The organism is Bacillus sp. 16GRE42, from assembly GCF_019837435.1.
Taxonomy (GTDB): domain Bacteria; phylum Bacillota; class Bacilli; order Bacillales; family Bacillaceae_G; genus Bacillus_A; species Bacillus_A wiedmannii.
Genome location: NZ_JADAXF010000002.1, coordinates 1 through 25,803 on the forward strand (window position 1 = coordinate 1; position 25,803 = coordinate 25,803).

The window sequence follows — 25,803 nt, forward strand, 5'->3', positions numbered from 1 at the left end:
CTTCACTGCTGTTCGTGAGCTTTCTAACTCTTCTTCATTTTCAACACTTACATATACTGTTCCAGTAGTTTTTGCATTTTTTGCAATTTGTTTGATTTTCACTATACCGATTTCTAGCTCAGAATCGCCCTTTACAATTGCTTTGCCTAGCTCTTTCCCTCCACTAGCAGCATCATAAACTCTTACTGTAGCCCCTTTTTTTACACCTTCCACTTTTACTTCATCTTCTACACTTGCTTTATTATTCACTACTGTTATCATTTTTACAGCAGGTGCTTTTGTTACTGGCTCCGCAGTATATTTTATCGCTGTTCGGGAACTTTCTTCCTTTTCTTTTTTCGTCACAGTGACATACACTGTTCCACCTTTTGCTTCTAATAAATCCTTCTTAGAAATTGTCAAAGATTTACCCTGATCTTCTACTGTACCCTCTGCTAATATCTCTGTAGATTTGATTGTACTATAAACTCTTACTTTATCCCCTGTTTCCAATTCACTTACTTGAATCGAATCTGTATCACCAGTTTTTTTATTTTCTATTTTTACATATGTCGCTTTTAGATCACCAGATTTCTCTACTGCTGCAAAAGCTGTAGCAGTTGGGTGAATAGCAGACATCAATAATATTGAACTCATACCAAGACCTGTTAAAAATTTCGTATTTTTATTTTTCATTGTTATAGCCTCCCAAATCTTATTTTTTATTTATAAAAATAATTTTATATTTTTATTTTACAATACTATATATTAACGATTTATATTATCCTACTTTTTTTAAAAATATGCTAGATAGTTAATTAAATTTTTTTATAAAAAAATTTAATTAACTATCATTTAAAGTATTTCTGAGAATTGTTTCACTTAAAATTTGATTTTCAAACTAGTAGCTAATAAAAATACAAGCAACTTTCATATATTCTCATAATCCCCTTATATGAAACCCAATATCGAATGAATACTAACTTGAAAATTTTAACAAATAACTAAATGTTGTTTCTACTCGTCTATAGAATATCTTAATTACGAGTTGTGCTCATACAGGTATAAATATTTTTTAATTAGTTGCTCACCCTTCCAATGTTACCGCTTCAAAAAGAAACCGTGATTTGCATAGATAACGAGTTTCAAATATTAACAGAACAAATTATCTATATGGATTAAGCTATAGTACTCAATAATCGATTTTTATTTAGTGGGTAAAGTGTACAATACCAGTAAATATATTCCACCCTGCAATGGATAGAGAACATCTAACCTTGATGGATAGGGAAATAATTGCTCTTAATTATAATCTAGCTTTGCTCGTATAAATCTTTTACATGGATAGGTTTTAGAAAATCTTCTCCAGTAATGTTCTTTTTCGTTTCACGTGTGATTTTTCACTAAGTATCCAGGTGCGGATACTAGATTTTACCAATAATATTTTTTCTCTTTAATAAAGTTACTGTTGTGACACTTTCTAACCACATAGCAACTATATTAAAGAGAACTAATGTATCTAAGCTGGTAAACAGTTATCATTCTCTACTGATACACCACCAATTGTAATTAATATACCTTCTTTTACTTAACACTTTTTCACAACTGGTACTTCGCTGTAATCAAATGTAGCAAAGAAGAAATGAAATACCTAGATTGATATAAACTCTTCGTTTCCTAAAAATCATTCCTTTTCGAATATCTTCACCTCGGAAAGAAGCCTTATCTCTTTTTTAATTAAATGCTTCATTTTCACATATTCCACCTTTTCCCGGAACGATTCCATACAAAACAAAAGGGAAATACATATAAACTATGTACCTCCCTTTTATTTTGTACCCAAATTTTATTACTGTGTTACAGTCATAACCTGTCCACTACGATCAACCATAATTTTCATTTTACCGTCTTGTGCGTTATATAACCCTAATTTATGCAAATCCTGTTTACATTCTTTTACGAAGAATGGCAATGTGCGAATTTGATCAATATCAGAGCTCGTAATGAAATGAATTAAATGATGCGTCATTTCTTTTATATCATGAACAAGCTCTTCCTTTTCTCGCTTGAGCCTTTCATTTTCAGCTCGTAATACATGTAACTCACCTTCAAGACCACGAGCATTCCTTTCACCTTTTGAACGCTCTGCAGCCATGCTAGAAAGCTTATAGATCCCATCCATGAACTGATGTAGTTCATGCTCTTTTCTTTCACTACACTGGCTAATCGTTTCAAAATTATCAACAATACCAGATATAACTGTTACAAGGCTTTTTTCGTTCTCTGTATTTGGAACTTCATTTCTTACTTCTTGTTTGTTTTCTTTTTTCATTTCAACAATCGGTTCTTTTACAGGCGTATATTTTCGCTTTCGTCCTGGTTTTTGTTTTTCAATATTTTCAAACGGTATTTCACATTTTTTTAATTTGTAATACGTATTTTGTAATTGACTTGCTGTTTTTGGAAAAAGATTTAGTTCTTTTTTACTAACGTATTTTGAAATATTAATAATGTTTAAACCGTGACGTTGTGAAAATTGATACACTTCATACAGTAACTCTAGCTCAGACTTCAGCCATGTAATTGTTGATTTTTCATATACCCGCATCCCGCCATGTTTTTCTATTTCTATTTGAAATAATACCATTCTATTATATAAATCAACTAATTCTTCATACTCTACTCGGAATTGTTTCTCTATTTTTTTTAATTCCTCTTCTAGTTGCACATCGTTCATTTTATTATTTGACATGTTTTGTAAAAGATTTAATACATTGATTGCTGTGTGGTGATACATAATCTGTGCCACTCCCCCCTCATCCTTTCACAATTCTCATCCGACTCCCATGTCATTTCAGAAAATAGCAATTTTTGTATATCCATATTATAACATTTCAAAATTATCTGTCAAATACTAAACATACAAAAATGTATAGAAAGTATAGAAATAGAAAAATTACTTTTAATTAATATGTATAATTACATATTAATTATATTATATGGTATTTAGGATATGTTTTCACCGAAAAAGTTTGCGTTACTACGCAACCTTACTAGCATATTCCAAAAATACGCTCTCTTATATTTTTAAATAAACAAGCCCGCTATTTATTTATTAAACGAATTGAAAATCTCGAAGTAGAGACTATTCATACAGCCACAAACACTCCAAAACGTCCCATCTTTCCGCCTATACAGAGTATAGAATACTAAAAAGGAACTAGCCAGTACTACTTACACATGGCTAGTTCCCTCCTTCCCTACTAAAAGAATAGAGTTGTATATCGGTTCTTCAAACCCTCAATTAAAGGCTCTATTCTTCTACTGACCTAAAACTACTCCATATCTCTGGTCTTAATCGTATAGGGCTCTATTAGGCACTGACCTCGCTAGATTCTCTCTTCCAGCCAATAAAAGCTTTTAAAGCACTAACTTATCAACTAAACCAATTAACTCTTGAATATCTGGCTTACTTACTTGCGCATTTGCTCCTACAGCTTCGCCTTTATGGAATAATTCATTTGTAATTAATGAAGAGAAAATAATAACCGGTAAACGATTCATTACTTCACTATCCTTAACAACTTTTGTTAAATGATGTCCGTCCATTTTCGGCATTTCAATATCAGTAATTAGCAGGTGAATATGTTCAAACATTTTTTCACCTTGCTCTTTCGCTAACTTTTCAATTTGTGCTAATGCTTCTGCACCATTGCTGAAGAAATTCATTTTCGTATATCCAGCTGATGATAATGTTTCTTCTAATATTTGACGAAGCATCGCTGAATCTTCTGCAATATAAATAACTTTTTCAGCTCGATCTGTTTTCTGTTCTAACCCTGCAAGTGATTTATTATCATAACCAGTACCACTAATTTCGCATACAATTTTCTCATAATCTAATAGTAAAATGATTTGCCCATCTAGCTTTACAATACCAGATGTCGTTTCTTCTAATCCCATAGATAATGAAGCTGGTTCATCAATTTGTTCCCACGAAATACGTTGAATACGATGCACTTCATCAACGCGGAAAATAACCTTCATTTGATTTAATTCTGAGATAATAAATTTCGTTTGATCAAGTGGCTTTGTCGATTTTAAATTAAGAGCCGTTGCTAAGTTAATAACAGGTAAAATTTCACCACGTACTTGAACAACACCTTCAACTGCATGATGAGATTCTGGCACAGTTGTAACAGGGAATGGATTAATGATTTCACGTACTTTCATTACGTTGATACTAAATAGGTTGTCACCAACAGTATATGTGACAATCTCTAATTCATTTGTTCCACTTTCTAATAAAATACTTTGTGCTTGTGACATAAAGGTGTCGCTCCCCTTCCATTAATTCCGTATATCTAATTATTAAGCTTTATTAAACCGAAAAAGTCAACTACCTATATAAAAAATATAGATAGTTGAACGATTTATTTATCCCGCTATTTGCGGGTAGTAAAATCCCCACCTCAAAAATTGGCTAGAGAAAAGAAGTTAGGTAGGAGATCACATTCCCGTAAACGCCCGATTGGTTCACCTCATAATTAGTGGGGCATGAACATCCCCCACTAATTAAAGTTTCACTTTATTTAAAAAGACGCTTAATCTTGTATAAATGAAGCAATTGCCTCTAATAAAACTTCTTGCGCTCCCACAATTTCTGTCGGCAGTGCTTCCCATTTTTTCGAAAGTTCCGTTTCTACTCTTATTCTTAGCTCCGGATTCATTTCTTCTAACACATATTCTTTCGTCGCTATATCAACATCCAATAGCGCGAGTGCATATAATTCTGGATCATTTATTTTTTTAAATAATTGTTTCAATATAGCTGGTGCTATATGTTTTAATTTTTCAATATGAATTTCCTTATCCGAAAATAGTAACTCATATTGAATAAACGTAACATTATCTTTAATCACTTTAAAATAACAATTATTTTTTTTATCATTTACAAAATAACCGTTCAGATCTGCAATAATACTCTCTACTTTACGAATTAAATCTGGCAAACTACTCGCCGCCATTACAGTCCGCTGCTCAACCTCACTTGGCGAAATGAATGTAACGCGATACTTATTCTGCGCCATCCTCCTCACCTCTCCTTTTATAGAAATCTATCGTCACAAATAAACTTATTAGTCCATCTAACACGCTAAGACTACAGGTATTATTCATACTACACTTCGCTTAAATCTTAAACTAACCTAGTAACTCTCCATATCGCTGGTCTTAAACAACGGTCAAGCACCCACATAAGCACTAACCGCCAGATCCTCTCTCTCAAAACCTAAAAAAGGGCTTTTAAAAGCTTTTTAAGAACTTTTCAACAACTCGATGTTATTGAACCAAAATGCAATCTGCTGATCCGTTATTCCTGATAGTGTAATAAAAAACTCACGGCACTTCATCTCGTCCTTAAACAGTTGATACTTCCATTCTCCTTCGCTACCAACACTTACGAAATAAAACTCATGAATACGGCCAATAATTGATTGCTTTTCACCAAATGAATATGCAGGTACTTGCTTGATTTCAAATTGATCCGGTAAATATATATGCTCTTCTCTTTCCATTTTTAACACTTGCTCTGCAAGTTCACATTTATTTTCGAAAAAAGGCAATTGTAAAATTCGCTCTTGTCTTGTCGTCATACGAATAAAAAACCCTTTCTACTACATTACAATTTTACTTTATGATATATTATCGAATTAAGTTTACAACTTCATTTAATACTTCATCTGACACTTTAATTACTTTTGCATTTCCTTGGAATCCGCGTTGATAAAGCATTAAGTCAACGAATTCTACCGATAAATCTACGTTTGAACTTTCTTTTGCTGATCCTCGTACATTACCTGCACCATTCTCACCAGCAACACCTATCCCCGGAATACCCGCTGATGGTGTCGCAACGTAATTTCCATTCCCAGTTTTCATTAATCCACCTGAATTCGGGAATGTAGCTATAGCTAGTTGTCCTACAACTTTCATACTACCATCTGAATATTTCATCATAACGAAACCGCCGTCAGAAATAGAGTAGTCATTTGCAATTGCAGCTGGACGCCCCGTTACTTCTGTTGTAGAAATAGTTTTCCCCGTTGGATAATTTGTTAAACCGCTTAAATCTAGTGTCAGACCATCACCAAAAGGAATCGTAACGGTTCCACCATTAGTAATTTCACCAGTTACTGGATCCTTTTGTACAGGTTCATCTGTTTGCTTTAAATTTCCTAATGTATCAAATATAAGGGGTTTGTCGTCCGGCATGCCTTCAATAGGCTTAAATTCTTTTTCGTTTTTAGAATCATTTCTTACAGAAACTGAATATGTATATTCACCTGCCTTCGGTTTTTTAACTTCTTTACCATCTACAATCTCTGATTCAGTCTTTTGCTTAATATTTACACGTAACGTTAACGAGTTCCCTTCCGCATCAAAAACTGTGAATTCGTGGGATAATGCATTTTGGTTTCTAGGAAGGTTTCCGCCTATTGTCGCTTTATCTGTTTGAATCCCACCAACAGCTGATCCCATTGGAATATGAATTGGGCTTGGTCGTGAAGAAAAATCTACTTCTTGTGTTCCTGTTTTTACACCATAACCTAGTACATACTGTCCACCTGTATTTGTAACATAGCTATCTTTCGATACACTAAAAGACCCTTTTCTCGTATACTCTACATTTCCAGCATTACGATCACCAACTAAAAACAAACCGTTTCCTTCTATCGCTGTCTCCATCTTATCACTAGTTAAAGTAATAGAGCCATCACTAAAATCTGTAGATGTCCCACTGAACTTTACACCGTTACCAATACTCTTTGGATTCGTACCAGCATAAGCACCATCACCACGTGAACCAACCGTATTATTATATAGCAAATCATCAAAAATAGCTTTTTGCTTTTTATATCCAACTGTTTGTGCATTTGCAATATTATTTGAAGTAACACTTAATGCATTTTGTGCTGCATTCATCCCTGTAATACTTGTATATAACGCTTTAATCATAACCTTTGTACACTCCTTTTATTAATCTTGCTTAACCTCTTCATTTTTTTCTATATCATCTTTCTTCTCATCTTCCGGATTAGTTTCTGTTATCGGTTTATCAGAAACCCTTTCTATGAAACGAAGTGAGACAATTTGATTATCAACAATAAGTTGCACATCGTTATTTTCAGCAAGTCGAACTGTTTCCACTTGACCAGTCACTTGCTTTCCATTATTGCTTACACCTCTAACGTACTTTCCTAAAAACTTCATCCCTCCATCAAGAGCCGTCGAATACATCGTTGATTGCAGTTTATCTACTGCTTTCGTCATATTCTGTACTTGCTCCATAAGCGATAGCTGTGCTGTTTGGTTCATCATTTGGTTCATATCCATCGCATTAAACGGGTCTTGATGTTGAAAGCTTGCTAAAAAAAGTTTCAGGAAATCATCTTTATCCATAATACCGGGTGTTTTTTGAGTACTTGCTGATACTCCGTTTGCTTGTTGAGCTGTCGACTGTGCACCAGTAATAGATGCGTTTTTTGTTTGTGCTCCTGCTTGTAACGGAATATGATTTGTACTCGTTGTATTTAATCCAACTGTTGGCACACTTTATTCCTCCAATAATCCCGCAAATTCTTTTGCATGTTGTTTTTCATGTTTCGTACTTGCTAATTTTTGTTTTTGTCTTTGCTCTTGTTCTCGCTGTTCTTTTCGATTTTCATCTTTATCTGAATAGCTAATTTGAATATTGATTTCTTTTTCTTTTAACTTCAATCTCAATTCATCAAAAATGATTTCAACACGTTTTTTCGCATCATGTTTTTCCATTTCTACGTGAACATCAATTTGATCTCCCTGTTTTTTCATAAACACCGTTAATGTACCAAGTTTTTCTGGGTTTAACTGAAATAAAACACGCTCTTGTTTCACTACAAATTTTTGCAACGCTTCTACTTGTGCTTCCATTTTCTTTCCTAAGTCAGGTAACGTAACTTTCTCAGCGCCACTATTTGATTTTCCTATTTGATCCGTACCCGTTGCTTTATTTAGTAACTCCGCACCCGTTGAACTCGAATCGTTTAACACATCACCTTCAGGCAACTCTATCTTTACATCATCGCCCTCAGCTTTTGGAGGATCTACATCTAAGCCTTTGGAATCTTCTTGTTTCTTTGCAATATTACAAGTTTCTGTTTCTATAATTTTTAATGCTTGCATCGTTTGCTCCGGCATCTTCATTTTATCTAATACCATTTGCATTGTATCTTCTAAACATATAGCATTTTTGATATTCATATTTGAAAGAAGCTCTTGCAACTGTTGTAATTCATTGGCGGGTAATTCGTTAAGTTTTATATTCCCATATTCTTTATATAGCTCTTGTATTTTTTGTATGTATTGATATAACAATTCCGGTTGCACACGTAATTGCTCAATTGCAACCATTTGCTCAGATACAGCTAATAGTAACTGTTCTGTCTCTTTTTTTTCTTCTTTCTTTACAATTGGCTCTTCTTTCGTTACTGATTGTTTAGAAAGAATATATTCTTTTTTTTCTTCTTTTGGTGCTTCTTCTCGTTTCATTTTCTCCGTTTTCGGCTGCTTTTTATTTTCCATTCTCATCGTACGATCGAATGAAGAATCTTCACTTTTTGATTGTACTTCTAGCCCTTTTTCTTTTTGCGGAGGTAAACTTTGTTGCACCGGTAATACAGACTGTATCACTATATTCACCTCATCCATTCATACACATTTTCAAATCAAGAAGCATTTTTTCTTCCTGCTTTTCTCGTACTTTTGCAAGCTTTCTACAATCTTCTTGATACATCTCATCAATGACACGTTCTTTTTCTTTTACCTGTTCTAAAAGGCTTTCATTTTTTTGAATAAAATCTTCCGTTTTTTTAATTTTCCGATTCCACTCTTCTATTCTTTCAGGTGAAAACGTATGTGACGAAAGCATGCCAGCCATTATACGCTGCCCAGTTTGTACGACTTTACTACGCGATTTTACAACATATAAATCATATTCTTTTTTTTGTTCTATTTTTCTTTTTTCAGCTGTTAATTCATACACTTCTTTCAAAATCTGTTCTTTTTCTTGATTTATTTGCAATTTTATCGTGTCGTACTGCTGCTTATCCACCTGTTTTTATAGCCCCTTCCTATTATAACGTTCTCTTTTTCTATTATATAGTTTTTTTCCAAAAAAATCTGTGAAATATTAAAAAACAAAAAAATAAGACCTCTTTGGCAGAGGTCTTATACTGTATGGTGCATCGCTTCAACAATATCATCAAATTGGAAACTATCAGATCGACCTTGTTTTAAAAACGTATTTATACCTTCCACTTTGTTTTTACATTCAAAAACATAAGCATTTTCTGCATTTTCTTGAATCGTCCCTAATTTAAAATACAATTCATTTTCTTTATAAACAGATAAGATTTTTCTCATTTCATTTGCAAGTTGCCAATGAGTTGGCGAAACGATTTCTTCCATAATCCTACTCACTGAGTCTAGCACTGAAATAGCAGGGTAATGACTAAGTGTCGCAAGCTCACGTTTTAATACAATATGTCCATCTAAAATACCACGCGCTAAATCTGGTACAGGGCCGTTTAAATCGTCTCCATCAACGAGTACGGTATAAATACCTGTTATGGATCCCTTTTGTGTTTTCCCAGAGCGCTCTAATAGCTTCTTCATATAACTTTCCATTAAAAGTGTTTTACCACCAATCGGCAACTCTTTAACGGCAATATCAACACTTCTACGCGCGTCAGCAAAACGAGTAACAGAGTCCATCATAAGTAGTACGTTATTACCTTGATCACGGAAATATTCAGCAATAGATGTCGCGAGTTTCGCTGCACGAAGTTGCATTAGGTGACTTTCATCTGACGTCGCTACAACAACGACGCTTTTTCGCATTCCTTCTTCACCTAATTCTTTTCGAATAAAGTCTTTTACTTCTCGGCCACGTTCTCCTACTAAACTAATAACATTAATGTCAGCTTTTGCGTTTTTCGCAATCATTCCGAGTAAAGTAGATTTACCAACACCCGAACCTGCAAAAATACCAATCTTTTGACCGATGCCAATTGTTAGCATGGAATCAATAGATTTTATTCCCGTTTCAAATACATCGGTAATTTCTTCACGTTCAAATGCATGAATAGGCGGGGCATCTAGTTTTATTTTTTGTAGTGGAATATTCTCTGCATCCTCATTTAGCACTTCGCCATTTGCACTTAACACTTTTCCGAGTAAATGATTACCACGAGGTACGACAACATCTTCTGCAATTAATGTAACTGAATCTCCGTAACATACTTTTTCTGTTTGTTCAAATGGAAGTAACATGTTGTTCTCTTTTTCAATTGCAATTACTTCACATAAAACATTATGTTCTCCAACGAAACAAACATCACCGATTTTCGCCTTTGGCCCTTTCGCTACAAAAAACTGTTCTTGTACACTATGAACTTTACCGACTTTCGTATAAAACGGCGTTTCAATAAATGTATTCCATTTTTGGTTTTCATTCATTAATAGTCGATTCATACATTTTGCTCCTCAAATAACTTCTCTTCTTCCCATTTTTGGCGAAGTTTCGCAAATATAGGTGCAAATTTAAATTCAAAGAACTCTTTCTCTTCTTCCAGAACAAATTCACCGAACTGCAAGGAGAAATCATATTTCCATTCTACTAATTGTAGTAGCCAATATTCTTTCGTATTTTCCTTCTCTTCTTGAATACGTTCAAATGTTTCTGGATGTACTGTAATGACTAATTTTTCAAACGAAGTAGGCAACGTTTGAACGATGCCAGTTAAAATGGGTAACACATCAAGCAATCGTGAATCCACCGCTTGATTTACAATTTTTTCTGCTAGATGAAAAGATTGATTCCATAATAACTCTGTCCATTCATATGCTGTTTCTTGTTGTTCTCTTTGAAACTGCATACGTGCTGCTTCCATCTGTTCCATTTGTTCATGAATATGCATTTGAAATTCTTCTTTATCTTGCAATAGCTGTTGACGCTCTCTTTCTAGCGTTTGCTGTTCTTGCCTTAGTTGATTCATTTCCATATGTAACGATTCTTGTTGCGCGCGAAGTTCTGCATGATCAACTTGTAATTCTTCCTCTTCTATATGAACTGCGGCTGGCTTTGGAAATTGTAATTCATACGTTTCTTCAGAAAAAGAAACAGAATTCTTCGGAATTCTGTTTTTAAATAAGGACATCATCTTCACCTCTTTGAACGATAATTCTTCCTTCCTTCTCTAGCTTTTTCACTGTGCCTGTAATCGTTTGCTGTGCCTTTTCAGCATCCGTCATCTTAAGCGGTCCTAAGCCATCTAATTCTTCTAGAATCATCTCTTTACGGTTTGAAGACATACATGTAAATAATTTCTCTTTAATTTCTTCTTTTGCAATTTTAAGTGCTTTCGCAATAACACCGTTATCTGTAATTTCTTCTAATACACGACGAAGTGCAAGAGCTTCAAGTCCGAGTAAGTCTTCAAATACAAACATGTTTTCTTTAATTTTCTCAGATAACTCATAATCCATTTCATCCAGCTTTTGAAAGACTGTTTTTTCAACACCTCGTGAAACATTATTTAAAATGTTTACGATTGTTTTCAAGCCATCCGTTTTATTAATTGCATTAAATGCCATATTATTTAATTTTGATTTTAATAAATCACCAATTTGATTTATTAATTCACCATCAACTTGCTCTAGCTTCGCAATCCCCATTACCGTTTCTACTCGCTTATGATCTGGTAATCTCTCAATTAATTGAGAAGCAAGCTGCGGTTTAATATAAGAAGCGATAATCGCAATCGTTTGTGGCGACTCATCATTAAGTACAGTAAGAAGTGGTTCTAAATCTGCAAGTGAATTTAAGAATTCAAACGGATTATCTTTGTTATACCAAAGATCTTCCAATAATTTTTCTAGTTCGTCTTCTGGCATATTTTTAAATATGCGACGAATATATTCTTTATCTGGAGTCACTAGGTTTAATTCTTTTACATTTAATTCATATAAGAACTCCCCTAGTACATTTTCTAACGTTTCCGGTTTATATACACGAAACTTCGCGATTTCACGAAGTAATACTTCTTTTTCCTCAGCCGTCATATATTCAATGACTTTTGCTGCCACCCCTTCTTCTAATGTACGAATAAGGATGGCAGCTTTTTCTTTGGAGGAGATTTCATCTAACATCGTTGTTCCTCCCTTACTGTCCATTTAACCATTTTTTAATTACTTTTGCAGTTCCTTCTACATGTTCTTTCGTAGCATCATGCACTTGTTCATCTAACGTTGGTTCTTTCGGTTCTTCTGGTTCTGGTTTTGGCTCTGGTACTATTTTTTCTTCAGGAATTTCCATAATACTTTCACTACTTGCAGCAATTTCCTCTTCTGCTAAGTATTCTTCATATTCCTCTTCTTCTTTCTTTCTCTTACGTCTTGCTAATAAGAACCATACTAGACCACCAATCGCTAATAAACCAGCTGGAATTCCACCGAATAACCACCAGTTTATACCGCTTTCTTCTGGTTCTTTTTTCTTCTCTTCTTTCTGCTGATCAAACTGAACAGTTACAACGTTAACTTGACCGTTTGTAAAGTTTCCATTCGGATCAGCTTGAAGCCCAGCAGCTGTGCCGATTGCTTCTTTGAAAGTAGTCATATCTATTTTTCGTTTTACTAACGTATCGTTGTCTACCCATACTACAACATTTGTTTTCGTTAATTCTGGGTGTTTCTTAATTGTTTCAACTGTTTTATCTATTTCATAGTTTTCAATTTTGTTACCATTTTTATTATCATAGACGATTTTACCATTTTGATTATTGTTCGTACCGTAATTTGGCACTTCACCGTTCGCTGTAATACCAGCGCCTTGTTTCGTCTCTGCTCCTTCTTGTGCAGTAGAGCTTTCTTCTTGCTCTTGTTTGCTACGAAGTACACCTTTATCACCATATTTTTCTGACTGGCGTGTAACTTCATCATAGTTTACAGACACTTTCGTATTCACTTTATATTCATTCGGTTTAAACATCGTCATTAACGTTGCATCAATATCTTGCTTTAATTTACCTTCAATTTGTTGCTGCATCTCTACTTCTTTTTCATAAGAAGAGGAACTAGTAGGATGCGCTTCATCTGCTCCTTTTGAGATAATACCTTTTTTGCTATCAATCACACTTACTTCTTCTGCTTTTACACCTGGAACTGCTGCACTAATCATTTGCTGTATACCTGCAACCTGATCTGCAGTTAATAATTGGCCACGTTTCACACCTACAGTAATTGCCGCTGTTCCTTTTGCTTTTTCTTCATCAAAAATTGTCTCTTTTTCAGGTAATGTAATTTGAACATTTGCCGTTTCAACTGTCGCAAAGTTTCTTACGATATCTTGCTCCAATTGCTTTTTCGTACCGACAATTTGCTTCATTTTTTTATCTTGCTCACTTGAACCGAGCGAGCTTTCTAATAAAATTTCCTCACCGCTTTTAGAATTAAACGGTAAGCCCATCCCATTCATTTCTTTTCGAACCCATGGAGCATCATTCTTTTGCACACGAATCGAACCATCGGCCGCTAATTGATAATCGACACCTAACTTCGATAATTCTGCTGTAATCTCTTGCTTATCTGTATCATTTAAATTTTGATATACAACAACATATTTATCTGGCAAGGTGAAGTATAAAAGTGCTCCTGTTACAATCGCTAAAAGCGCAGCACCGATTACTAACTTATGCCACGTTTTTAATGATTGGATAACATTTTTTATCTTTTCCATTTAAACACACCCGTCCACTTTCCTAAATTTGCATATTAATTAGTGACTTATAATTTTCGATAAGATTATCACGTACGAGAGCAGCCGTTTTCATTTGGGACTCTGCCTTCTTCTGCTGAATTAAAACGTCATGCGTTTCCCCTACCCCTTTAGTTAGTAAATCGTATACTGCTGTTTGCGCATTGTTTTGCGTTTGATTCATATCTTCCAATAAATCAATAAACTTTTTCCCCTCAACTACAGATGTTTGAGACGTTTTCGGTGCACCAATTGACTGAATTGCTCCAAATGGTTGCGTATTTAACATTGGTTGGATTTTCATATTACTATATTCCCCCTTATCCTCTGCCAATTTCTAAATCTTTATCAAGCATTTTTTTATTCGCATTTAATACACTTGTGTTCGCTTCGTACATTTTTTGGGCAACCATTACATTCGTCATTTCAGCAGTCACATCAATATTTGGATAGCGTACATATCCTTCTTCATTTGCATGCGGATGTGTTGGATCATACACTAAGTTTTCAGTTTTATCTGCTTCAATACTTTTTATTTTTACTCCATTTGTAGGAGACCCATCTAACATATTTGCAAAACTATTGTTTGATTCTAGCACTACACTACGACGCTCATATAAATCCGCCCCCGGAGCAGCCGTTGTATTTGCATTTACAATATTGTTAGAAGTAACTTCCATCCACTTTCTCGCTGTCGTTAGCCCTGAGCCACTTGCATTAATTGCCTGAAACATCGTTGTCTCTCCTTCTACTATTAACGTCCGCGTGCCGCTTGGTTAATTGCATATTGTGTATTAATTGCGTTAATTGAAATACCGTATAACTGATTTGCTTTCATTAAATCTAGCATTTCTGTCGTTACATCCACACTATTTCCATCTTTATTCGTTTGCATTGATTTTGTTTGCATCTTTGCATATGTATTTTTCGTATTCACTGTCGGTAAGTGCATTTCATTCGTTTGATATAAATTTGGATTACTCTTTAAGTCCGCAGCATTGTTCTTATATAATGCACTACTTTTATTCATTTGCTCAGCAAATGTTACATCTTGTGCTTTATAGCCGGGTGTATTCGCATTTGCAATATTACTAGAAACAGTATTTCGTTTCGTCACTAAATAATTCATATAATGGCCTACATCACTCACTAAATCTGGCATATTCCACACCCTTTCTTTTTTAACTTCATGATCCACTGATGGAAGTTTCACTTCATTATTTATTTTCTTATATGCGTTTATTAAAATATTAACAATCATGTACCCTTACATATTTTATTCCATTTTTCCATTGTTGTCTTTAGAAAAATATAAAAATATAAAAAAGAATACAAAAAAACTGTATACACGCAATAATCTATGAAACATTTCAATATATAATCTACAAACTAAAGTTCATTTTCACATTATTTAGATTACTAATATTTTTTCATTACAGTCATAAAATGAAACCTCAACCAGCGGAAGTCTTTATTTAAACAAAGGAATGGATCCCCTCTTAAAAGGGGAATCCGTTTCTAAACTCTATCACTAAAATTTACCGTAAAATGAATTAGCTTTCATGCGTCCATCATTTGTCATAATCATTTCTTCCAAAATCTTTTGCTTATCTCGAATATGCTGCGCCGCCTTAATAATGAATGGACTTACTTCTGCTGCAACTTGCGCACGCGTTTCTTCATCTAGTGTCATCATCCAACGATTTAGCATTTCACTCTTCTCAGCAAACTCTTCATCTGAAACTTGCAATTCACCGATTTCATTAAAACAGCCGACAAACGTCCGATAAATATCATTGTTCATTTTCAAGTGCTCCGCGGTAACCATCTATTAAATCTTGTAACACTTTTACAATTGCATCCATGTCTTTTGCTTTACGTGTTACTTTCATCGTTTGAATTTGAATGCTAATCCAATCGTATAAACCGAATAAACTATCATACAAATCTTTCGTAATATCAGGATTTAATTGAAGCTTCAACTCTTCAAATATACGTTCTAACTTTTCAAGAAGTGCATCTCCTTCTTGTAGTTTAAAAGTATGTAAAAGTTCTTCTAATTTACGAAACTCTACGATACATCTTTCATAAATAAATATTGTATTTTTTATCGGATTACTCGTCATAATATCATTTTGCATATAACGTTGCCATGCTTGCATATAATCACTTCCTCAACTTTCATTAATCATCGCTTTTTGTTTTTGTCATTGCTTTGATTGTCTGCAGCTGACTATCAAGCAATGCTAGCTGGCTTTCCAACTTTGCATATTTATCAATAATTGATTCTTGTTTTTTCTTATTACTTGTATCAATATCTTGAATTTTTCTCTCTAAATCAATTACTTGTTTTTCAATACTTTTAGAGCGTTTTCCAATAATCCCTTCATCTCCAAATATTCCCTCGAGTTTTTTATCTGTATCATGACCAATGCCATTAAAGCCAAAGAAAAACTGTTTTGTAGCTTCTGGATTCTCTTTAAAAGTTGTTTTTAATTTTTCTTCATCAAGAATCATATTTCCTGTTTTATCAATTTGAATCCCGAAAGAAAATAAATACTTATCATCTTGGGAAAATCTAAAAATGCTCGTCATTGCATTACTGATAGCAAATGAAACATTATTTCCTTGCATTACTCCATTTTCACCAGCATATAAATCCAAATTTTTAACAGCTTTATTATACTCATCTTTCATTTTTTTGATTAAATCTATCGAATTTTTTATATCAGAATCTTCAATAGTTAATTTTATTGGCTCTGTAGTTACCTTTTCTAAGTCAATGGTTAGTCCTGGAATTGTATCAATCTTATTTGTTTTACTAGTTCCTTTAATTCCATTTATTGTATACTCCGCATTTACAGCTCCTGTCACTTGATGTGCAATGGCATTCGTCCCGTCCTCATTTTTCACAGAAGTAACCAGCCCTATATTTTGTAAAAAGCCATTGGCACCATCAGTTAATTTCAGTTCCCCAGCTTCACCGGCAGTAGTAGATGTGAAAAATAGTTGATCCCCCAATGTGTATACCGATACACCGTAATTTCCATTATTAATTTTATTGATAAGATCTTTATATGTCATATCTTCCGATATTTTAACTTCTTTTCCATTTATGTGAAATAAATCATTTACTCCAAGCTTTAAATCTAAACTGAATTTTTGCTCCGTTCCTTCAGGAGTTTTTGGCGGAGTAAGTGAACCTGTAGTTATTTGATGCCTTTCTGCTACTCGCTCTACTGTAATCATGTATGTTCCAGGAATTGCAGCAGCATCCGCCTGCGCTGTCATAAAACCATCTTTTGATAGAGCTGTTTTCTTTTCATCACCTTTAAATGCGTTTAAATCTTTGAATACTTGCACAAGATTTCCAAACTCTTTTTTCATGCTCGCATACACATTTTTTTCATTTGTTAACGTTTGTTTTTGTGTATTATATGGTGATTTTTTCATTTCCAATGCTTGTAACTCTAAATCTACTAACTTCTTTGTATCTATTATGTTATTTCCTAAATTCCATATTTGCTGTCTGCCACCATAATCAGATATTGTCCCTGCCATATTTTTCACTCCTTATCATTTACATGTAATCTAAAATACTCGTTTTACTCATCGTACTAACTGCTTTAAGCGTCGCTTCATACGTCGCATTAATATATGCTAAGTCAGAAATTGCTACTGCTAAATCGACATCTTCAATTTCTTTACGGTTTTCTTGAAGCGCTAAATTTTGCTCACTTAAAATTGTTTTAAACGTCTCCATTGTGTTCATTGTCGAACCAACTTCAGTAGTACGATTAATGATGCCATCTAAATTTTTCTTATTTTCTCCTAATAACGGTTGTAACGCTTTTTGGTCACCGTTTTGCATCGCTTCGCTCATCTGTTTTAACGTTTTTATAACCGGGGATAATAATGCATCTCCGTTCCGGAACGCTTTGAATTCATAACCGTCATTTAGTTGCCAGTTCACATCATTTTTTCCACCTTGATACGTACCATCTTCTGTAAACGGTGGATTCTCTGCACTATCACCACCGAAAATATAACGATCTTGCTCTTTTGTATTCGCTAAATATACAACTTGTTTTAAAATTTGATCAATTTCTGCACCGATGGCATTCAATTCTTTTTCACCATTTTGCTCACTTAATGCCTGTAACATCAATTGATCTGCCCTCGTTACAGATTTCAGAACACCTTGCAAAGTATTTTCAGTTTGTGTTAATACATTTTTCGAGTCAGCTAAATCTTTTTGCATTTGTTCAATATTTGCTAATGAATGTTGAATCGCAAATGACTTACTTGCCGCAAGTGGATCTTCACTCATAAGAAGGTTTTTCTTCCCTGAAGTTACTTGATTTCGATGGTATTGTTGTTGCACATTTAAATCCATTAACTGATTCTTTGCCCAGCTTGCATTTTGAAATGTAGATACTCTCATTTCTATCTCCTCCTTATATATTTTCAATTAATTACTATCACTTATCGAATAATCGAAAATAGGCTATCAAACACTTCATTCATCGTAGTGATAGCTTTAGAGTTTGCGACGAAATATTTCTGGAAGGCCATTAAATTAACCATTTCCTCTTCCATATTAACGCCTTCAACACCCATCTTTTCTTGCTGAATCCCCTCTAATAAATCCCCATGAATTTTTTGATAAGCATTCACTGCACTTTTATCAGATGCAACACCAACTACGAATTGGTCTAATGCTTGTTTATAAGAAAGACCTTCTTTATAATCTCCATCTGTAATCGCTGCTAGTTTATTTGCTGTTTCAGCTGATATTTTCATTTTCGAAACATCTTTTGCAAATTCAGGGTTTAATTTCATATCTTTCGCTTGATCTCCAACGAAGAACTCTTTCCTCATTACTGTGTTCACTTCATTCTTTACAGAACCCATTAATTCTTCAAGGTTTTTCTTATAACTAGCAATCTTCGCTTTCGTATCGATCGCTGATTGGATTGCTCCACTCGTTAAAGGAATTTCCGAACCGTAAATTTCAGCAGTCATTGGTTCTTTTTCTTTATTTAATTGAAGTGGATATGTATCTTGTCCATTTACTGTTAAAACACCATTCATCCTAACACTCGCGATATTAGGATTCATAGATTCATAAGACACTTCTATATTTGCATACTTAGACATTTCTGTAATGATACGATCACGTTCATCCAAAAGTTGATTTGGCACTTGTGTACCTGCTTGTCCAATTTTTTTATTCGCTTCCGCTAAGCTGCCAGCAAGACGATTAAATTCATTGACATGCGCTTCAATATCTTCTGTCGTTTGTGCTGCTGCTGTATCTAAGCCTTTCGCTAGACGATTTACTTGACTTGTAAACTTCCCAGTTTCAGAAATTAATGTATCGTAGTAATTTGGTTGTTCTGGATTTTTTGCAACTTCACGAAAAGAATTAAAGAAGCCATCCATTAAACTAGATAATGAATTCTTTCCTGTCGTTCCAACCATAGATTCTACACGTGATAAAGTCGAATTCATGTAGTTATAGTAAGAGAGTTGAGATAATTGATCGTTAAACTGTTTCGTCTTCACTTCATCTGTAATACGGTCAACGCCTAACGTTTGTACACCGTAACCTATTTTTTGTTCTGGTGAATAGCCCTGACTTGCTCCAGCCGATCCGTAATTCGCCATTTGACGCACATAACCAGGCGTATGAATGTTAGATAAATTTTGTTTCGTCGTTTGTAATCCCATTTGTGCCGCTAACAAACCCGATAACGGCGTATTATAATCAGATAGTCTCATAATGTTTCACTTCCCCTTTACAATAGTTCGTTCATAAAGATTTGTGAATTATTGTTTCGCTCTAAATTATATTCAGAAACGGAATCCACAATACTTTCTGTAGTTTTTAATAGTACGTTTAAGTAATATTGATTTTTCAAAAGAATCATTTTTACATTCTCTTCTAATTCAGTTATATTTTTTTGTAATTTTTCCATTTTTTCAATTTCTTCATGAGAAAAATACGAAAATAACGCACTTACGCGAAATGATTCCACGCCCTGTTCTTTACAAAACTGAACAACTATTTCTTCAAATGAACTTGATAACTTTTTTAAACCATCAATGTACTGCAATTGCTCTACTTGTAACTTTTGAACTGCATTTACATTTTTATGTTTTAAATTCTCATATATTTGTTCTCCAAGCGCTTGAATGTTTTCATATGCTTTTTGAATAATAACGAGCTTTTCATATAATTGTATGTACATATAGCTTCCTTCCCTTTTACAAGACTAAATTTACAATTAAACCGTGGATTTCTCCAATTTGATTTAACATTTCTAAATGTCCCGTTTTCGTATTAATTAAATTCATAACATCTTCTAACTCATTTAATCCCATTTCCGCCTGTTTCACAATCGTCATTTTCTGTGAATATCCGTAACGCGGATGACGAGACATGACATCTTTATATTGCAATACATTATCTACGTAAAAATTCAAAAATGATTTTACTGTATTTTTGTATTCCATTACATTATCAAGCGTTAATTCCATTTCAATTTTCTCTTTAATTTCTCCAATGTTATCGACAAATGCTTCCATTTGTTCTAGCAATTTATCTTTTTTCGGATCTGCATGCAAATTATCCGAAAATGCAAGTCCTGTCCTGACATTTGCTTCTTTCGGCATTTGAGTAGCAGGCGGTATATGCGATAAAATTGGATTATGCGAGATCGAACGCAGCATATATATCACCTATTTATTTTTTTATTTCTTCCTAAACTTAATCGTAAAATCCAGTTATTTATAATTATACTCTGAACACTAATATTTTGCAGTTATTTTTTATAAAAGATATGTTACAATTTAGCATGAGGTGGCACAAATCTATGAATATTTTTCTTTGTGGTTCAAATCAATTAACAGCATTAGATCAAGAAGAAATAAAAAAATTTTTAACTGACTATGCTCACAAACATAAAATTTACATATTATGTTATAAATCTATCGAAAATGAGATTCTTCGTTTTTTCATCGAAAACGAAAGACTCGCTCAAAATTTATGCCTTTACACGCTACAGCCGTTACAAGCATTAACAGATGAATTTCAAGAGGTCCTTGATTACTTAAAAAGACACGGAGCCGAGTATGTTACTTTTGATCATCCTTCCGACTCCATTTACCGATCGGATTATATGTTTTTTGTAAAACAAATAATCGAAGATACCGATTTAGTTCTCTGTTTTTATAATGGGGACAAGCATACATCTGTCATTCCCGTTGACGTTGCAAAAGAAGCAGGAATTGATGCTGTTATTTATGATTTACCAGGTTTACATGAAAAACAGATGAAAAAAAACTTTGAACAAAAAATCCGTATGATGTAAAGGGGGAGGCACAATATCGTTATTGTGCCTATTATAAATATGATAATTGAACAAGATTATGATCATTTTATCGCGAGTTTTAAACAACAATTCAATATGGATATCGCTTCATATAAACAAGATAGAATGCGTCGTAGAATCGATGCTTTTATTTCGAGAAAGGGCTTTGAGAACTACACTAGTTTTTTAAGCAATTTACGTACCGATCAAAATTTATTTTTAAGTTTTATTGACTATATTACAATTAACGTTTCAGAGTTTTTTAGAAATAAAGAACGTTGGCAAACATTAGAGACGAAAGCACTACCAAAATTACTTGAACAAAATAACGGAAAATTAAAAGTATGGAGTGCCGCTTGCGCTGCCGGTGAAGAACCATATACACTCTCTTTAATTTTATCGAAACATTTAGCTCCATTTCGTTTTGAAATACAAGCAACAGATCTTGATTTTCACATTTTAGAAACTGCAAAACGCGGTCAATATACAGAACGTTCTTTAAAAGAATTACCTATTGATTTGAAAGAGCGTCATTTTACAAAAGAGAATGATATATATTCATTACATCAAAACATTAAGCAAAACGTGACGTTCAAACAGCACGACCTGTTAATGCAGTCATTCGATACAAATTACGACTTAATCATTTGTCGCAACGTAATGATATACTTTACTGAAGAAGCAAGGGTAAAACTTTATGAAAAGTTTAGTCGTGCTCTACGAAAAGGTGGCGTATTATTTGTTGGTAGTACTGAACAAATTTTAACACCTGAACGATACAATCTTCAGCGCTTTGATACATTCTTTTACGAAAAAATATAAAAGAGGTCGTCACAATGTAAAGTGACGACCTTTTTATATAACTCGAATTAAAATAATAGAAACAATCCATACAAAGAGAAAAAGAAATGTCATAGACCATTTATGTTCTTGCATCGTTTGTTTCAGGGCCTGTGATAATTGTGTCATATTCATTTCTGCAAGCGCTCTCCATACACTTACATCCCGCTCTTTAGCAGTGCGATCTGTAACGCTAATTAAAATAGTTTCGTTAGACAATTTCGTTATGTAAGCAGTAATAACCGTTACCATTAAATTTATATTTCCTTCTGAAGAATCACTTTCCACTCTAGAAATGAGTGCACTTACATCTAATAACGGAATATGTACCTTTCTACCAAATGATAGTTGTACTTCTGCGAAATCATACGTTCCATCTAACAAAGGAAGTTCTTTTATATGCGCCTGTTTAACAAGCCCTTGTAAACTTCTCATTACTTGTTCAAATACTTTTTCTGTTTGCTTTCCTTCACCAGTTAACATATGTAACTTTTTAAAGAGTTGTAATACTGTATCCATCTCTTTAGAAAGCATTTCCTTCATAACCTTTCCATCACCTAAACTCGCAAGTAAAATCCCTATTTCATTATTTCTCGAAATAATCTTAGACTGTCCAGTAAACACTAGATTACTATGCTTTCGTTCTTTCTGGATTTCATGTTCCGAAATAGCTGCAGGCTGTTTTAATGGTTGTAGCGTCTTATTTTCAATTGTCGTACGTTTAATCTCCATCTAAGCGCCTCCACTACTATGAAATTATTAGCCCCATTCTTTATTACTTTTTAAAACTAAAAACAATACGAATAAACCTGACATGATAGCAAATACATTAGAAGCTTGTATTCCCTGTTCACTTTTTGCTTCTTTCTTATCTTCTGGCTCTTCTTTTTTCTCTTTCTTTTTCGAAATGACTTGATTGTTATTATCTTTATCTTTTTGAGCCTTCGCTTTATTTACTTCCTTGTTGTCTGTGAGAGGCTCTTTTATAACATAAGTAATTTTTTCTTTCTCTTTCAATGGTTCTTTTATAAGATCGTTTACTTTCTCTTCTTTTTTCGGAATTTGAACAACTGGCAGTTTTTCTTCTGGAAGCGGGATTTCTACTTTCGAGTCTTCCTGCTTCTCAGGTTCTTCCTTAACTTCTAATTTATCTTCATTCTCTCGTTCTTCTATCTTTTTATTCTCTTCTGGTTTTTGCTCCAAAATAGAAACGATATACTCACTTTCCTCAACCAGTTTATTGCCGGCCGCATCCACTATCTCTACAAGTATTTCGTATGTCCCGATTGGCAACGCATCCGTTATTTCAAATACTTTTTGCCAATCCATGTCGCGCTTATTGTAATCTAATAAAAATGTAATCTCTTTATTTTCTTTCCCTTTTAATATAACACGAACCTCTTTCACAACTGATTCTACGTCTGTCGCCTTCACTCGCACACGTATAGAATCGCCTTGTTTCCGTTCAATTAGCTTCTCTTTCGCCTCGTCAACAGTAACTTTATGCAACTTCGGCAGTTCTTTATCTATTGTTGGCGTGTCATTATTTATACGAATAAATGGGACTTTCACTTCATTTTCTATAAGCTCTTCTTTCTCAGTTTCTTTAGAACTTTGAATGAGCTGAAGATTCCAATCACCTTGCAAATCAAAAGTTTCGACCTTGTAGTTAGCAATCCATCGCTTCGTTTCCTCTTCATACTTAAACGATAGCATTCTTTCTTGTTCATACTGATCGCCGTTTTTTGGCAAGCGCAAAATACCTTTTATACTTTGAACATTTTGCTCTTTCGGCTCTACAATAACCCGCACTTCTTCGCCAACTTTTAATTCCGACTTATTTACTGTAATAACCCCTTGATCCGTCTCTATCTTTTTTTCGACCTCTTGTTCATTTGCTACTTCTTGTTGTTCCTCTTTACCTTGATTCAATTCCACTTGCTCTGGCTGCTCTTGAACTTCTTTGTTTTCTTCTTGTACATTCATTTCATTTAGTTTTTGATCTGGCTCAATTTGTTCTTCCGCCTGACTTTGCAGAGGGAAGAACAAATACATATGTATGAATAACCAGCTCATTAGAAAAAACTTTACGTTTTTCATCTACTAGCTCAAACTCCTATTTCAACGACTTATAGCGATTTCGTCACTTTTACTCCAAAAAATCCATCTACATTTACAAGTTCACCATACGCCACCAATACATCATTTACATAAATACGAATTGGCTCGTCAATATCCTCATCCAGTACAACCGCTTCATTCTCTTGTAAACTTAAAATATCTTGAATTGTTTTCACTGTGCTTCCAAATACAAATTTCACATTCATTTCTACATTTTGTAAGATGGATGTATCCATGTATACTGGTTCCATTTGTTTTACTTCTTTAAATTCAATAGGTTGCACAACAGGTTCTACAATTTTTTCTTCTTCAATTTCTTCCGTAACAATCTCTTCTTCCTCTTCCATCATTGGATATAGAAGTCTTCTTACCATTTCTTTCGCTTCTGAAATCGGTAAAATTTGATACATTTTCGATTGAAGCAGGTCACCAATTTCAAGGTTGAACGTAATTTGGACGAGTTCGTCCACTTTCATTGACTCTCCCAAATATTCCATTTCTTCTTTTAACGTTACGAATTTAACATTTGGTGGTGTCATGTCCATTTTTTCTTGAAACATTTCTGACATCGCCGTCGCAGCATGCCCCATCATTTGGTTCATAATTTCTTTAATACCACTCAGTTCTAATTCACTAAGCTCCTTCTCTGGATCAACTTCCCCTGTTCCCATCATCATTAAATCTACCATTGTTAAAGCGACATCTTTCGTAAATACGAATACATTCTCATTCTTTAGCCCTTCAACAAAATCAACATTTAAAATAACAAACGGGACTGGTACTCCGTCATAATGACGAACATTGATTGATTCTACATTGGGCGTACTAATTGTAACTGGCTGATTTAATAGTGTTGACAATACTGTTGAAGCTGAACCAATTGAAATATTTGCAATTTCACCAAGGACATCTTTCTCTTCTTGTGTTAAATGCTCTTTTTCAACTTGTTCTTCTACAATCTCCGTTTCCACTACTTCTGCTGGCTCATCTTTTTCTTCTACTCCACCAGATAATTGCATTAATTTATTTACCATTCGTTTCGCATGTTCAACTGAAACAATTTGCACAAGTTTAGAGTTTACAAGATTATCTATCTTTAAATCAAACGATACTTTAACAATCGTTTGATTCCCATCAATCTCAGAAATTTTCTCCATTTCTTCTGATAACTTTACAACTTTAATTGTCGGCGGAGACATATCTACTGTATCTTGAAAGAATTCTGACATAGATGTAGCTGCGAACCCCATCATTTGATTCATCGCTTCTTGTACAGCACTTAGCTCTAATTCACCAAGTTCTTTTCCGTCTTCCACTTCACCTGTTCCCATCATCATTAAATCAGCAATGGATAATGCAACATCTTGCTTAAGGACAAGAAGGTTTTCCATATCTAATCCTTTTGTAAAATGAATGTTTAATACAACGTGTGGAACTTCGACGTCGCTTGAATCATATAAATCTACCAATTCTATGCGAGGAGCAGTAATACTTACTTGCCTATTTAAGATTGTTGATAATACAGTCGAAGCTGAACCAAATGATATATTTGCAATTTCGCCAAGAATATCACATTCTTGAGGCGTTAAATGCTCATTTTCTTTTTCTAGCACAATTGTGCTCTTATCCCCT

At 34.0% G+C, this 25,803-nt stretch carries 27 protein-coding genes and 1 pseudogene; 2 read left to right on the forward strand and 26 right to left on the reverse strand.

Annotated elements, in window-relative coordinates; all coding sequences use genetic code 11:
- The 23 genes and pseudogenes from ILS93_RS12240 to ILS93_RS12350 form a co-directional block, all read right to left on the reverse strand.
- Positions 1 to 675 (reverse strand): annotated as a pseudogene (locus tag ILS93_RS12240) (hypothetical protein); the annotation flags it as partial.
- Between the two features lie 1,153 nt (positions 676 to 1,828).
- Positions 1,829 to 2,776 (reverse strand): DNA-binding domain-containing protein, encoded by a 948-nt coding sequence (locus ILS93_RS12245; RefSeq protein WP_222660900.1) that lies wholly within the window; start codon positions 2,774 to 2,776, stop codon positions 1,829 to 1,831.
- 623 nt (positions 2,777 to 3,399) lie between these two features.
- Positions 3,400 to 4,308, reverse strand: coding sequence for a chemotaxis protein (locus ILS93_RS12250; protein ID WP_222660585.1), 909 nt, complete (start codon positions 4,306 to 4,308; stop codon positions 3,400 to 3,402).
- A 275-nt stretch (positions 4,309 to 4,583) separates the two neighbouring features.
- Positions 4,584 to 5,069, reverse strand: a complete 486-nt coding sequence (locus ILS93_RS12255; protein ID WP_222660587.1) for a LysR family transcriptional regulator — start codon at positions 5,067 to 5,069, stop codon at positions 4,584 to 4,586.
- 225 nt (positions 5,070 to 5,294) lie between these two features.
- Entirely contained in the window at positions 5,295 to 5,633 is a 339-nt protein-coding gene (locus tag ILS93_RS12260; protein ID WP_222660589.1) for a DUF3964 family protein, read from the reverse strand.
- Between the two features lie 49 nt (positions 5,634 to 5,682).
- Positions 5,683 to 6,996, reverse strand: coding sequence for a flagellar hook protein FlgE (gene flgE, locus ILS93_RS12265; protein WP_222660591.1), 1,314 nt, complete (start codon positions 6,994 to 6,996; stop codon positions 5,683 to 5,685).
- 21 nt (positions 6,997 to 7,017) lie between these two features.
- The gene (locus ILS93_RS12270; RefSeq protein ID WP_222660593.1) at positions 7,018 to 7,590 is read right to left on the reverse strand and encodes a flagellar hook assembly protein FlgD; all 573 of its coding nucleotides are present in this window, start codon (positions 7,588 to 7,590) and stop codon (positions 7,018 to 7,020) included.
- Positions 7,591 to 7,593: 3 nt separating this feature from the next.
- On the reverse strand, positions 7,594 to 8,709 hold the full coding sequence (locus tag ILS93_RS12275; protein WP_222660902.1) for a flagellar hook-length control protein FliK: 1,116 nt from the start codon (positions 8,707 to 8,709) through the stop codon (positions 7,594 to 7,596).
- A 10-nt stretch (positions 8,710 to 8,719) separates the two neighbouring features.
- A complete protein-coding gene (locus ILS93_RS12280; protein ID WP_014893159.1) occupies positions 8,720 to 9,130 on the reverse strand; it encodes a hypothetical protein in 411 nt (136 codons plus the stop codon).
- 116 nt (positions 9,131 to 9,246) lie between these two features.
- On the reverse strand, positions 9,247 to 10,551 hold the full coding sequence (gene fliI / locus ILS93_RS12285; protein ID WP_222660596.1) for a flagellar protein export ATPase FliI: 1,305 nt from the start codon (positions 10,549 to 10,551) through the stop codon (positions 9,247 to 9,249).
- The gene (locus ILS93_RS12290; RefSeq protein WP_222660598.1) at positions 10,548 to 11,237 is read right to left on the reverse strand and encodes a FliH/SctL family protein; all 690 of its coding nucleotides are present in this window, start codon (positions 11,235 to 11,237) and stop codon (positions 10,548 to 10,550) included. Before ILS93_RS12290 ends, fliI begins: the two co-directional genes overlap by 4 nt.
- A complete protein-coding gene (locus ILS93_RS12295; RefSeq protein WP_048561266.1) occupies positions 11,224 to 12,228 on the reverse strand; it encodes a flagellar motor switch protein FliG in 1,005 nt (334 codons plus the stop codon). Before ILS93_RS12295 ends, ILS93_RS12290 begins: the two co-directional genes overlap by 14 nt.
- 13 nt (positions 12,229 to 12,241) lie before the next feature.
- Positions 12,242 to 13,816: a flagellar M-ring protein FliF C-terminal domain-containing protein gene (locus ILS93_RS12300; RefSeq protein ID WP_222660600.1), complete on the reverse strand. Its 1,575-nt coding sequence runs from the start codon at positions 13,814 to 13,816 to the stop codon at positions 12,242 to 12,244.
- A gap of 22 nt (positions 13,817 to 13,838) precedes the next feature.
- Positions 13,839 to 14,138, reverse strand: a complete 300-nt coding sequence (gene fliE, locus ILS93_RS12305) for a flagellar hook-basal body complex protein FliE (protein ID WP_000701682.1) — start codon at positions 14,136 to 14,138, stop codon at positions 13,839 to 13,841.
- Between the two features lie 16 nt (positions 14,139 to 14,154).
- Complete coding sequence (gene flgC / locus ILS93_RS12310) at positions 14,155 to 14,568, reverse strand: flagellar basal body rod protein FlgC (protein ID WP_000484673.1); 414 nt, start codon at positions 14,566 to 14,568, stop codon at positions 14,155 to 14,157.
- Positions 14,569 to 14,588: 20 nt separating this feature from the next.
- Positions 14,589 to 14,996 (reverse strand): flagellar basal body rod protein FlgB, encoded by a 408-nt coding sequence (gene flgB / locus ILS93_RS12315; protein WP_001113102.1) that lies wholly within the window; start codon positions 14,994 to 14,996, stop codon positions 14,589 to 14,591.
- Positions 14,997 to 15,365: 369 nt separating this feature from the next.
- Positions 15,366 to 15,638 carry a hypothetical protein gene (locus ILS93_RS12320; RefSeq protein ID WP_001058076.1) on the reverse strand — a complete coding sequence of 91 codons (273 nt, stop codon included), beginning with the start codon at positions 15,636 to 15,638 and terminating at the stop codon, positions 15,366 to 15,368.
- On the reverse strand, positions 15,628 to 15,996 hold the full coding sequence (locus ILS93_RS12325) for a flagellar export chaperone FliS (protein WP_098214986.1): 369 nt from the start codon (positions 15,994 to 15,996) through the stop codon (positions 15,628 to 15,630). Before ILS93_RS12325 ends, ILS93_RS12320 begins: the two co-directional genes overlap by 11 nt.
- A 22-nt stretch (positions 15,997 to 16,018) precedes the next feature.
- Complete coding sequence (locus ILS93_RS12330; protein ID WP_222660602.1) at positions 16,019 to 17,395, reverse strand: flagellar hook-associated protein 2; 1,377 nt, start codon at positions 17,393 to 17,395, stop codon at positions 16,019 to 16,021.
- A gap of 19 nt (positions 17,396 to 17,414) precedes the next feature.
- Positions 17,415 to 18,278: a flagellar hook-associated protein 3 gene (locus ILS93_RS12335; protein WP_222660604.1), complete on the reverse strand. Its 864-nt coding sequence runs from the start codon at positions 18,276 to 18,278 to the stop codon at positions 17,415 to 17,417.
- A gap of 41 nt (positions 18,279 to 18,319) precedes the next feature.
- Entirely contained in the window at positions 18,320 to 19,618 is a 1,299-nt protein-coding gene (gene flgK / locus ILS93_RS12340; RefSeq protein ID WP_222660606.1) for a flagellar hook-associated protein FlgK, read from the reverse strand.
- A gap of 17 nt (positions 19,619 to 19,635) precedes the next feature.
- Positions 19,636 to 20,088: a hypothetical protein gene (locus tag ILS93_RS12345; protein ID WP_000275871.1), complete on the reverse strand. Its 453-nt coding sequence runs from the start codon at positions 20,086 to 20,088 to the stop codon at positions 19,636 to 19,638.
- A 16-nt stretch (positions 20,089 to 20,104) separates the two neighbouring features.
- Positions 20,105 to 20,569 carry a YaaR family protein gene (locus tag ILS93_RS12350; RefSeq protein WP_000946323.1) on the reverse strand — a complete coding sequence of 155 codons (465 nt, stop codon included), beginning with the start codon at positions 20,567 to 20,569 and terminating at the stop codon, positions 20,105 to 20,107.
- A gap of 143 nt (positions 20,570 to 20,712) precedes the next feature.
- On the opposite strand from ILS93_RS12350, the gene ILS93_RS12355 reads away from it, so the two are divergent.
- A complete protein-coding gene (locus ILS93_RS12355; RefSeq protein WP_098102206.1) occupies positions 20,713 to 21,210 on the forward strand; it encodes a flagellar motor switch protein FliG in 498 nt (165 codons plus the stop codon).
- Between the two features lie 39 nt (positions 21,211 to 21,249).
- Positions 21,250 to 22,032, forward strand: a complete 783-nt coding sequence (gene cheR / locus ILS93_RS12360; RefSeq protein ID WP_116349646.1) for a protein-glutamate O-methyltransferase CheR — start codon at positions 21,250 to 21,252, stop codon at positions 22,030 to 22,032.
- Between the two features lie 33 nt (positions 22,033 to 22,065).
- Here cheR and ILS93_RS12365 read toward each other — a convergent pair whose 3' ends face one another.
- From ILS93_RS12365 to ILS93_RS12375, 3 genes are read right to left on the reverse strand one after another with little or no spacing between them, the layout of a single operon-like run.
- On the reverse strand, positions 22,066 to 22,782 hold the full coding sequence (locus ILS93_RS12365; RefSeq protein WP_222660608.1) for a hypothetical protein: 717 nt from the start codon (positions 22,780 to 22,782) through the stop codon (positions 22,066 to 22,068).
- Between the two features lie 27 nt (positions 22,783 to 22,809).
- On the reverse strand, positions 22,810 to 24,150 hold the full coding sequence (locus tag ILS93_RS12370) for a transglycosylase (RefSeq protein ID WP_154131544.1): 1,341 nt from the start codon (positions 24,148 to 24,150) through the stop codon (positions 22,810 to 22,812).
- A 29-nt stretch (positions 24,151 to 24,179) separates the two neighbouring features.
- Positions 24,180 to 25,787 (reverse strand): flagellar motor switch protein, encoded by a 1,608-nt coding sequence (locus ILS93_RS12375; protein ID WP_315971445.1) that lies wholly within the window; start codon positions 25,785 to 25,787, stop codon positions 24,180 to 24,182.
- Positions 25,788 to 25,803 lie beyond the last annotated feature (16 nt).

Coding starts and splice junctions, on each gene's coding strand:
- ILS93_RS12365 (WP_222660608.1), bottom strand. CDS start 22,782: ATGGAGATTAAACGTACGACAATTGAAAATAAGACGCTACAACCATTA.
- ILS93_RS12320 (WP_001058076.1), bottom strand. CDS start 15,638: ATGAACAATGATATTTATCGGACGTTTGTCGGCTGTTTTAATGAAATC.
- flgE (WP_222660591.1), bottom strand. CDS start 6,996: ATGATTAAAGCGTTATATACAAGTATTACAGGGATGAATGCAGCACAA.
- flgC (WP_000484673.1), bottom strand. CDS start 14,568: ATGTTTCAGGCAATTAATGCAAGTGGCTCAGGGCTAACGACAGCGAGA.
- ILS93_RS12260 (WP_222660589.1), bottom strand. CDS start 5,633: ATGACGACAAGACAAGAGCGAATTTTACAATTGCCTTTTTTCGAAAAT.
- fliE (WP_000701682.1), bottom strand. CDS start 14,138: ATGAAAATCCAACCAATGTTAAATACGCAACCATTTGGAGCAATTCAG.
- fliI (WP_222660596.1), bottom strand. CDS start 10,551: ATGAATCGACTATTAATGAATGAAAACCAAAAATGGAATACATTTATT.
- ILS93_RS12350 (WP_000946323.1), bottom strand. CDS start 20,569: ATGCTGCGTTCGATCTCGCATAATCCAATTTTATCGCATATACCGCCT.
- flgB (WP_001113102.1), bottom strand. CDS start 14,996: ATGCCAGATTTAGTGAGTGATGTAGGCCATTATATGAATTATTTAGTG.
- ILS93_RS12290 (WP_222660598.1), bottom strand. CDS start 11,237: ATGTCCTTATTTAAAAACAGAATTCCGAAGAATTCTGTTTCTTTTTCT.
- ILS93_RS12250 (WP_222660585.1), bottom strand. CDS start 4,308: ATGTCACAAGCACAAAGTATTTTATTAGAAAGTGGAACAAATGAATTA.
- ILS93_RS12255 (WP_222660587.1), bottom strand. CDS start 5,069: ATGGCGCAGAATAAGTATCGCGTTACATTCATTTCGCCAAGTGAGGTT.
- ILS93_RS12330 (WP_222660602.1), bottom strand. CDS start 17,395: ATGGCAGGGACAATATCTGATTATGGTGGCAGACAGCAAATATGGAAT.
- cheR (WP_116349646.1), top strand. CDS start 21,250: ATGATAATTGAACAAGATTATGATCATTTTATCGCGAGTTTTAAACAA.
- ILS93_RS12345 (WP_000275871.1), bottom strand. CDS start 20,088: ATGTACATACAATTATATGAAAAGCTCGTTATTATTCAAAAAGCATAT.
- ILS93_RS12325 (WP_098214986.1), bottom strand. CDS start 15,996: ATGCAAGCATGGCAACGTTATATGCAAAATGATATTATGACGAGTAAT.
- flgK (WP_222660606.1), bottom strand. CDS start 19,618: ATGAGACTATCTGATTATAATACGCCGTTATCGGGTTTGTTAGCGGCA.
- ILS93_RS12335 (WP_222660604.1), bottom strand. CDS start 18,278: ATGAGAGTATCTACATTTCAAAATGCAAGCTGGGCAAAGAATCAGTTA.
- ILS93_RS12295 (WP_048561266.1), bottom strand. CDS start 12,228: ATGTTAGATGAAATCTCCTCCAAAGAAAAAGCTGCCATCCTTATTCGT.
- ILS93_RS12355 (WP_098102206.1), top strand. CDS start 20,713: ATGAATATTTTTCTTTGTGGTTCAAATCAATTAACAGCATTAGATCAA.
- ILS93_RS12370 (WP_154131544.1), bottom strand. CDS start 24,150: ATGAAAAACGTAAAGTTTTTTCTAATGAGCTGGTTATTCATACATATG.
- ILS93_RS12245 (WP_222660900.1), bottom strand. CDS start 2,776: ATGTATCACCACACAGCAATCAATGTATTAAATCTTTTACAAAACATG.
- ILS93_RS12300 (WP_222660600.1), bottom strand. CDS start 13,816: ATGGAAAAGATAAAAAATGTTATCCAATCATTAAAAACGTGGCATAAG.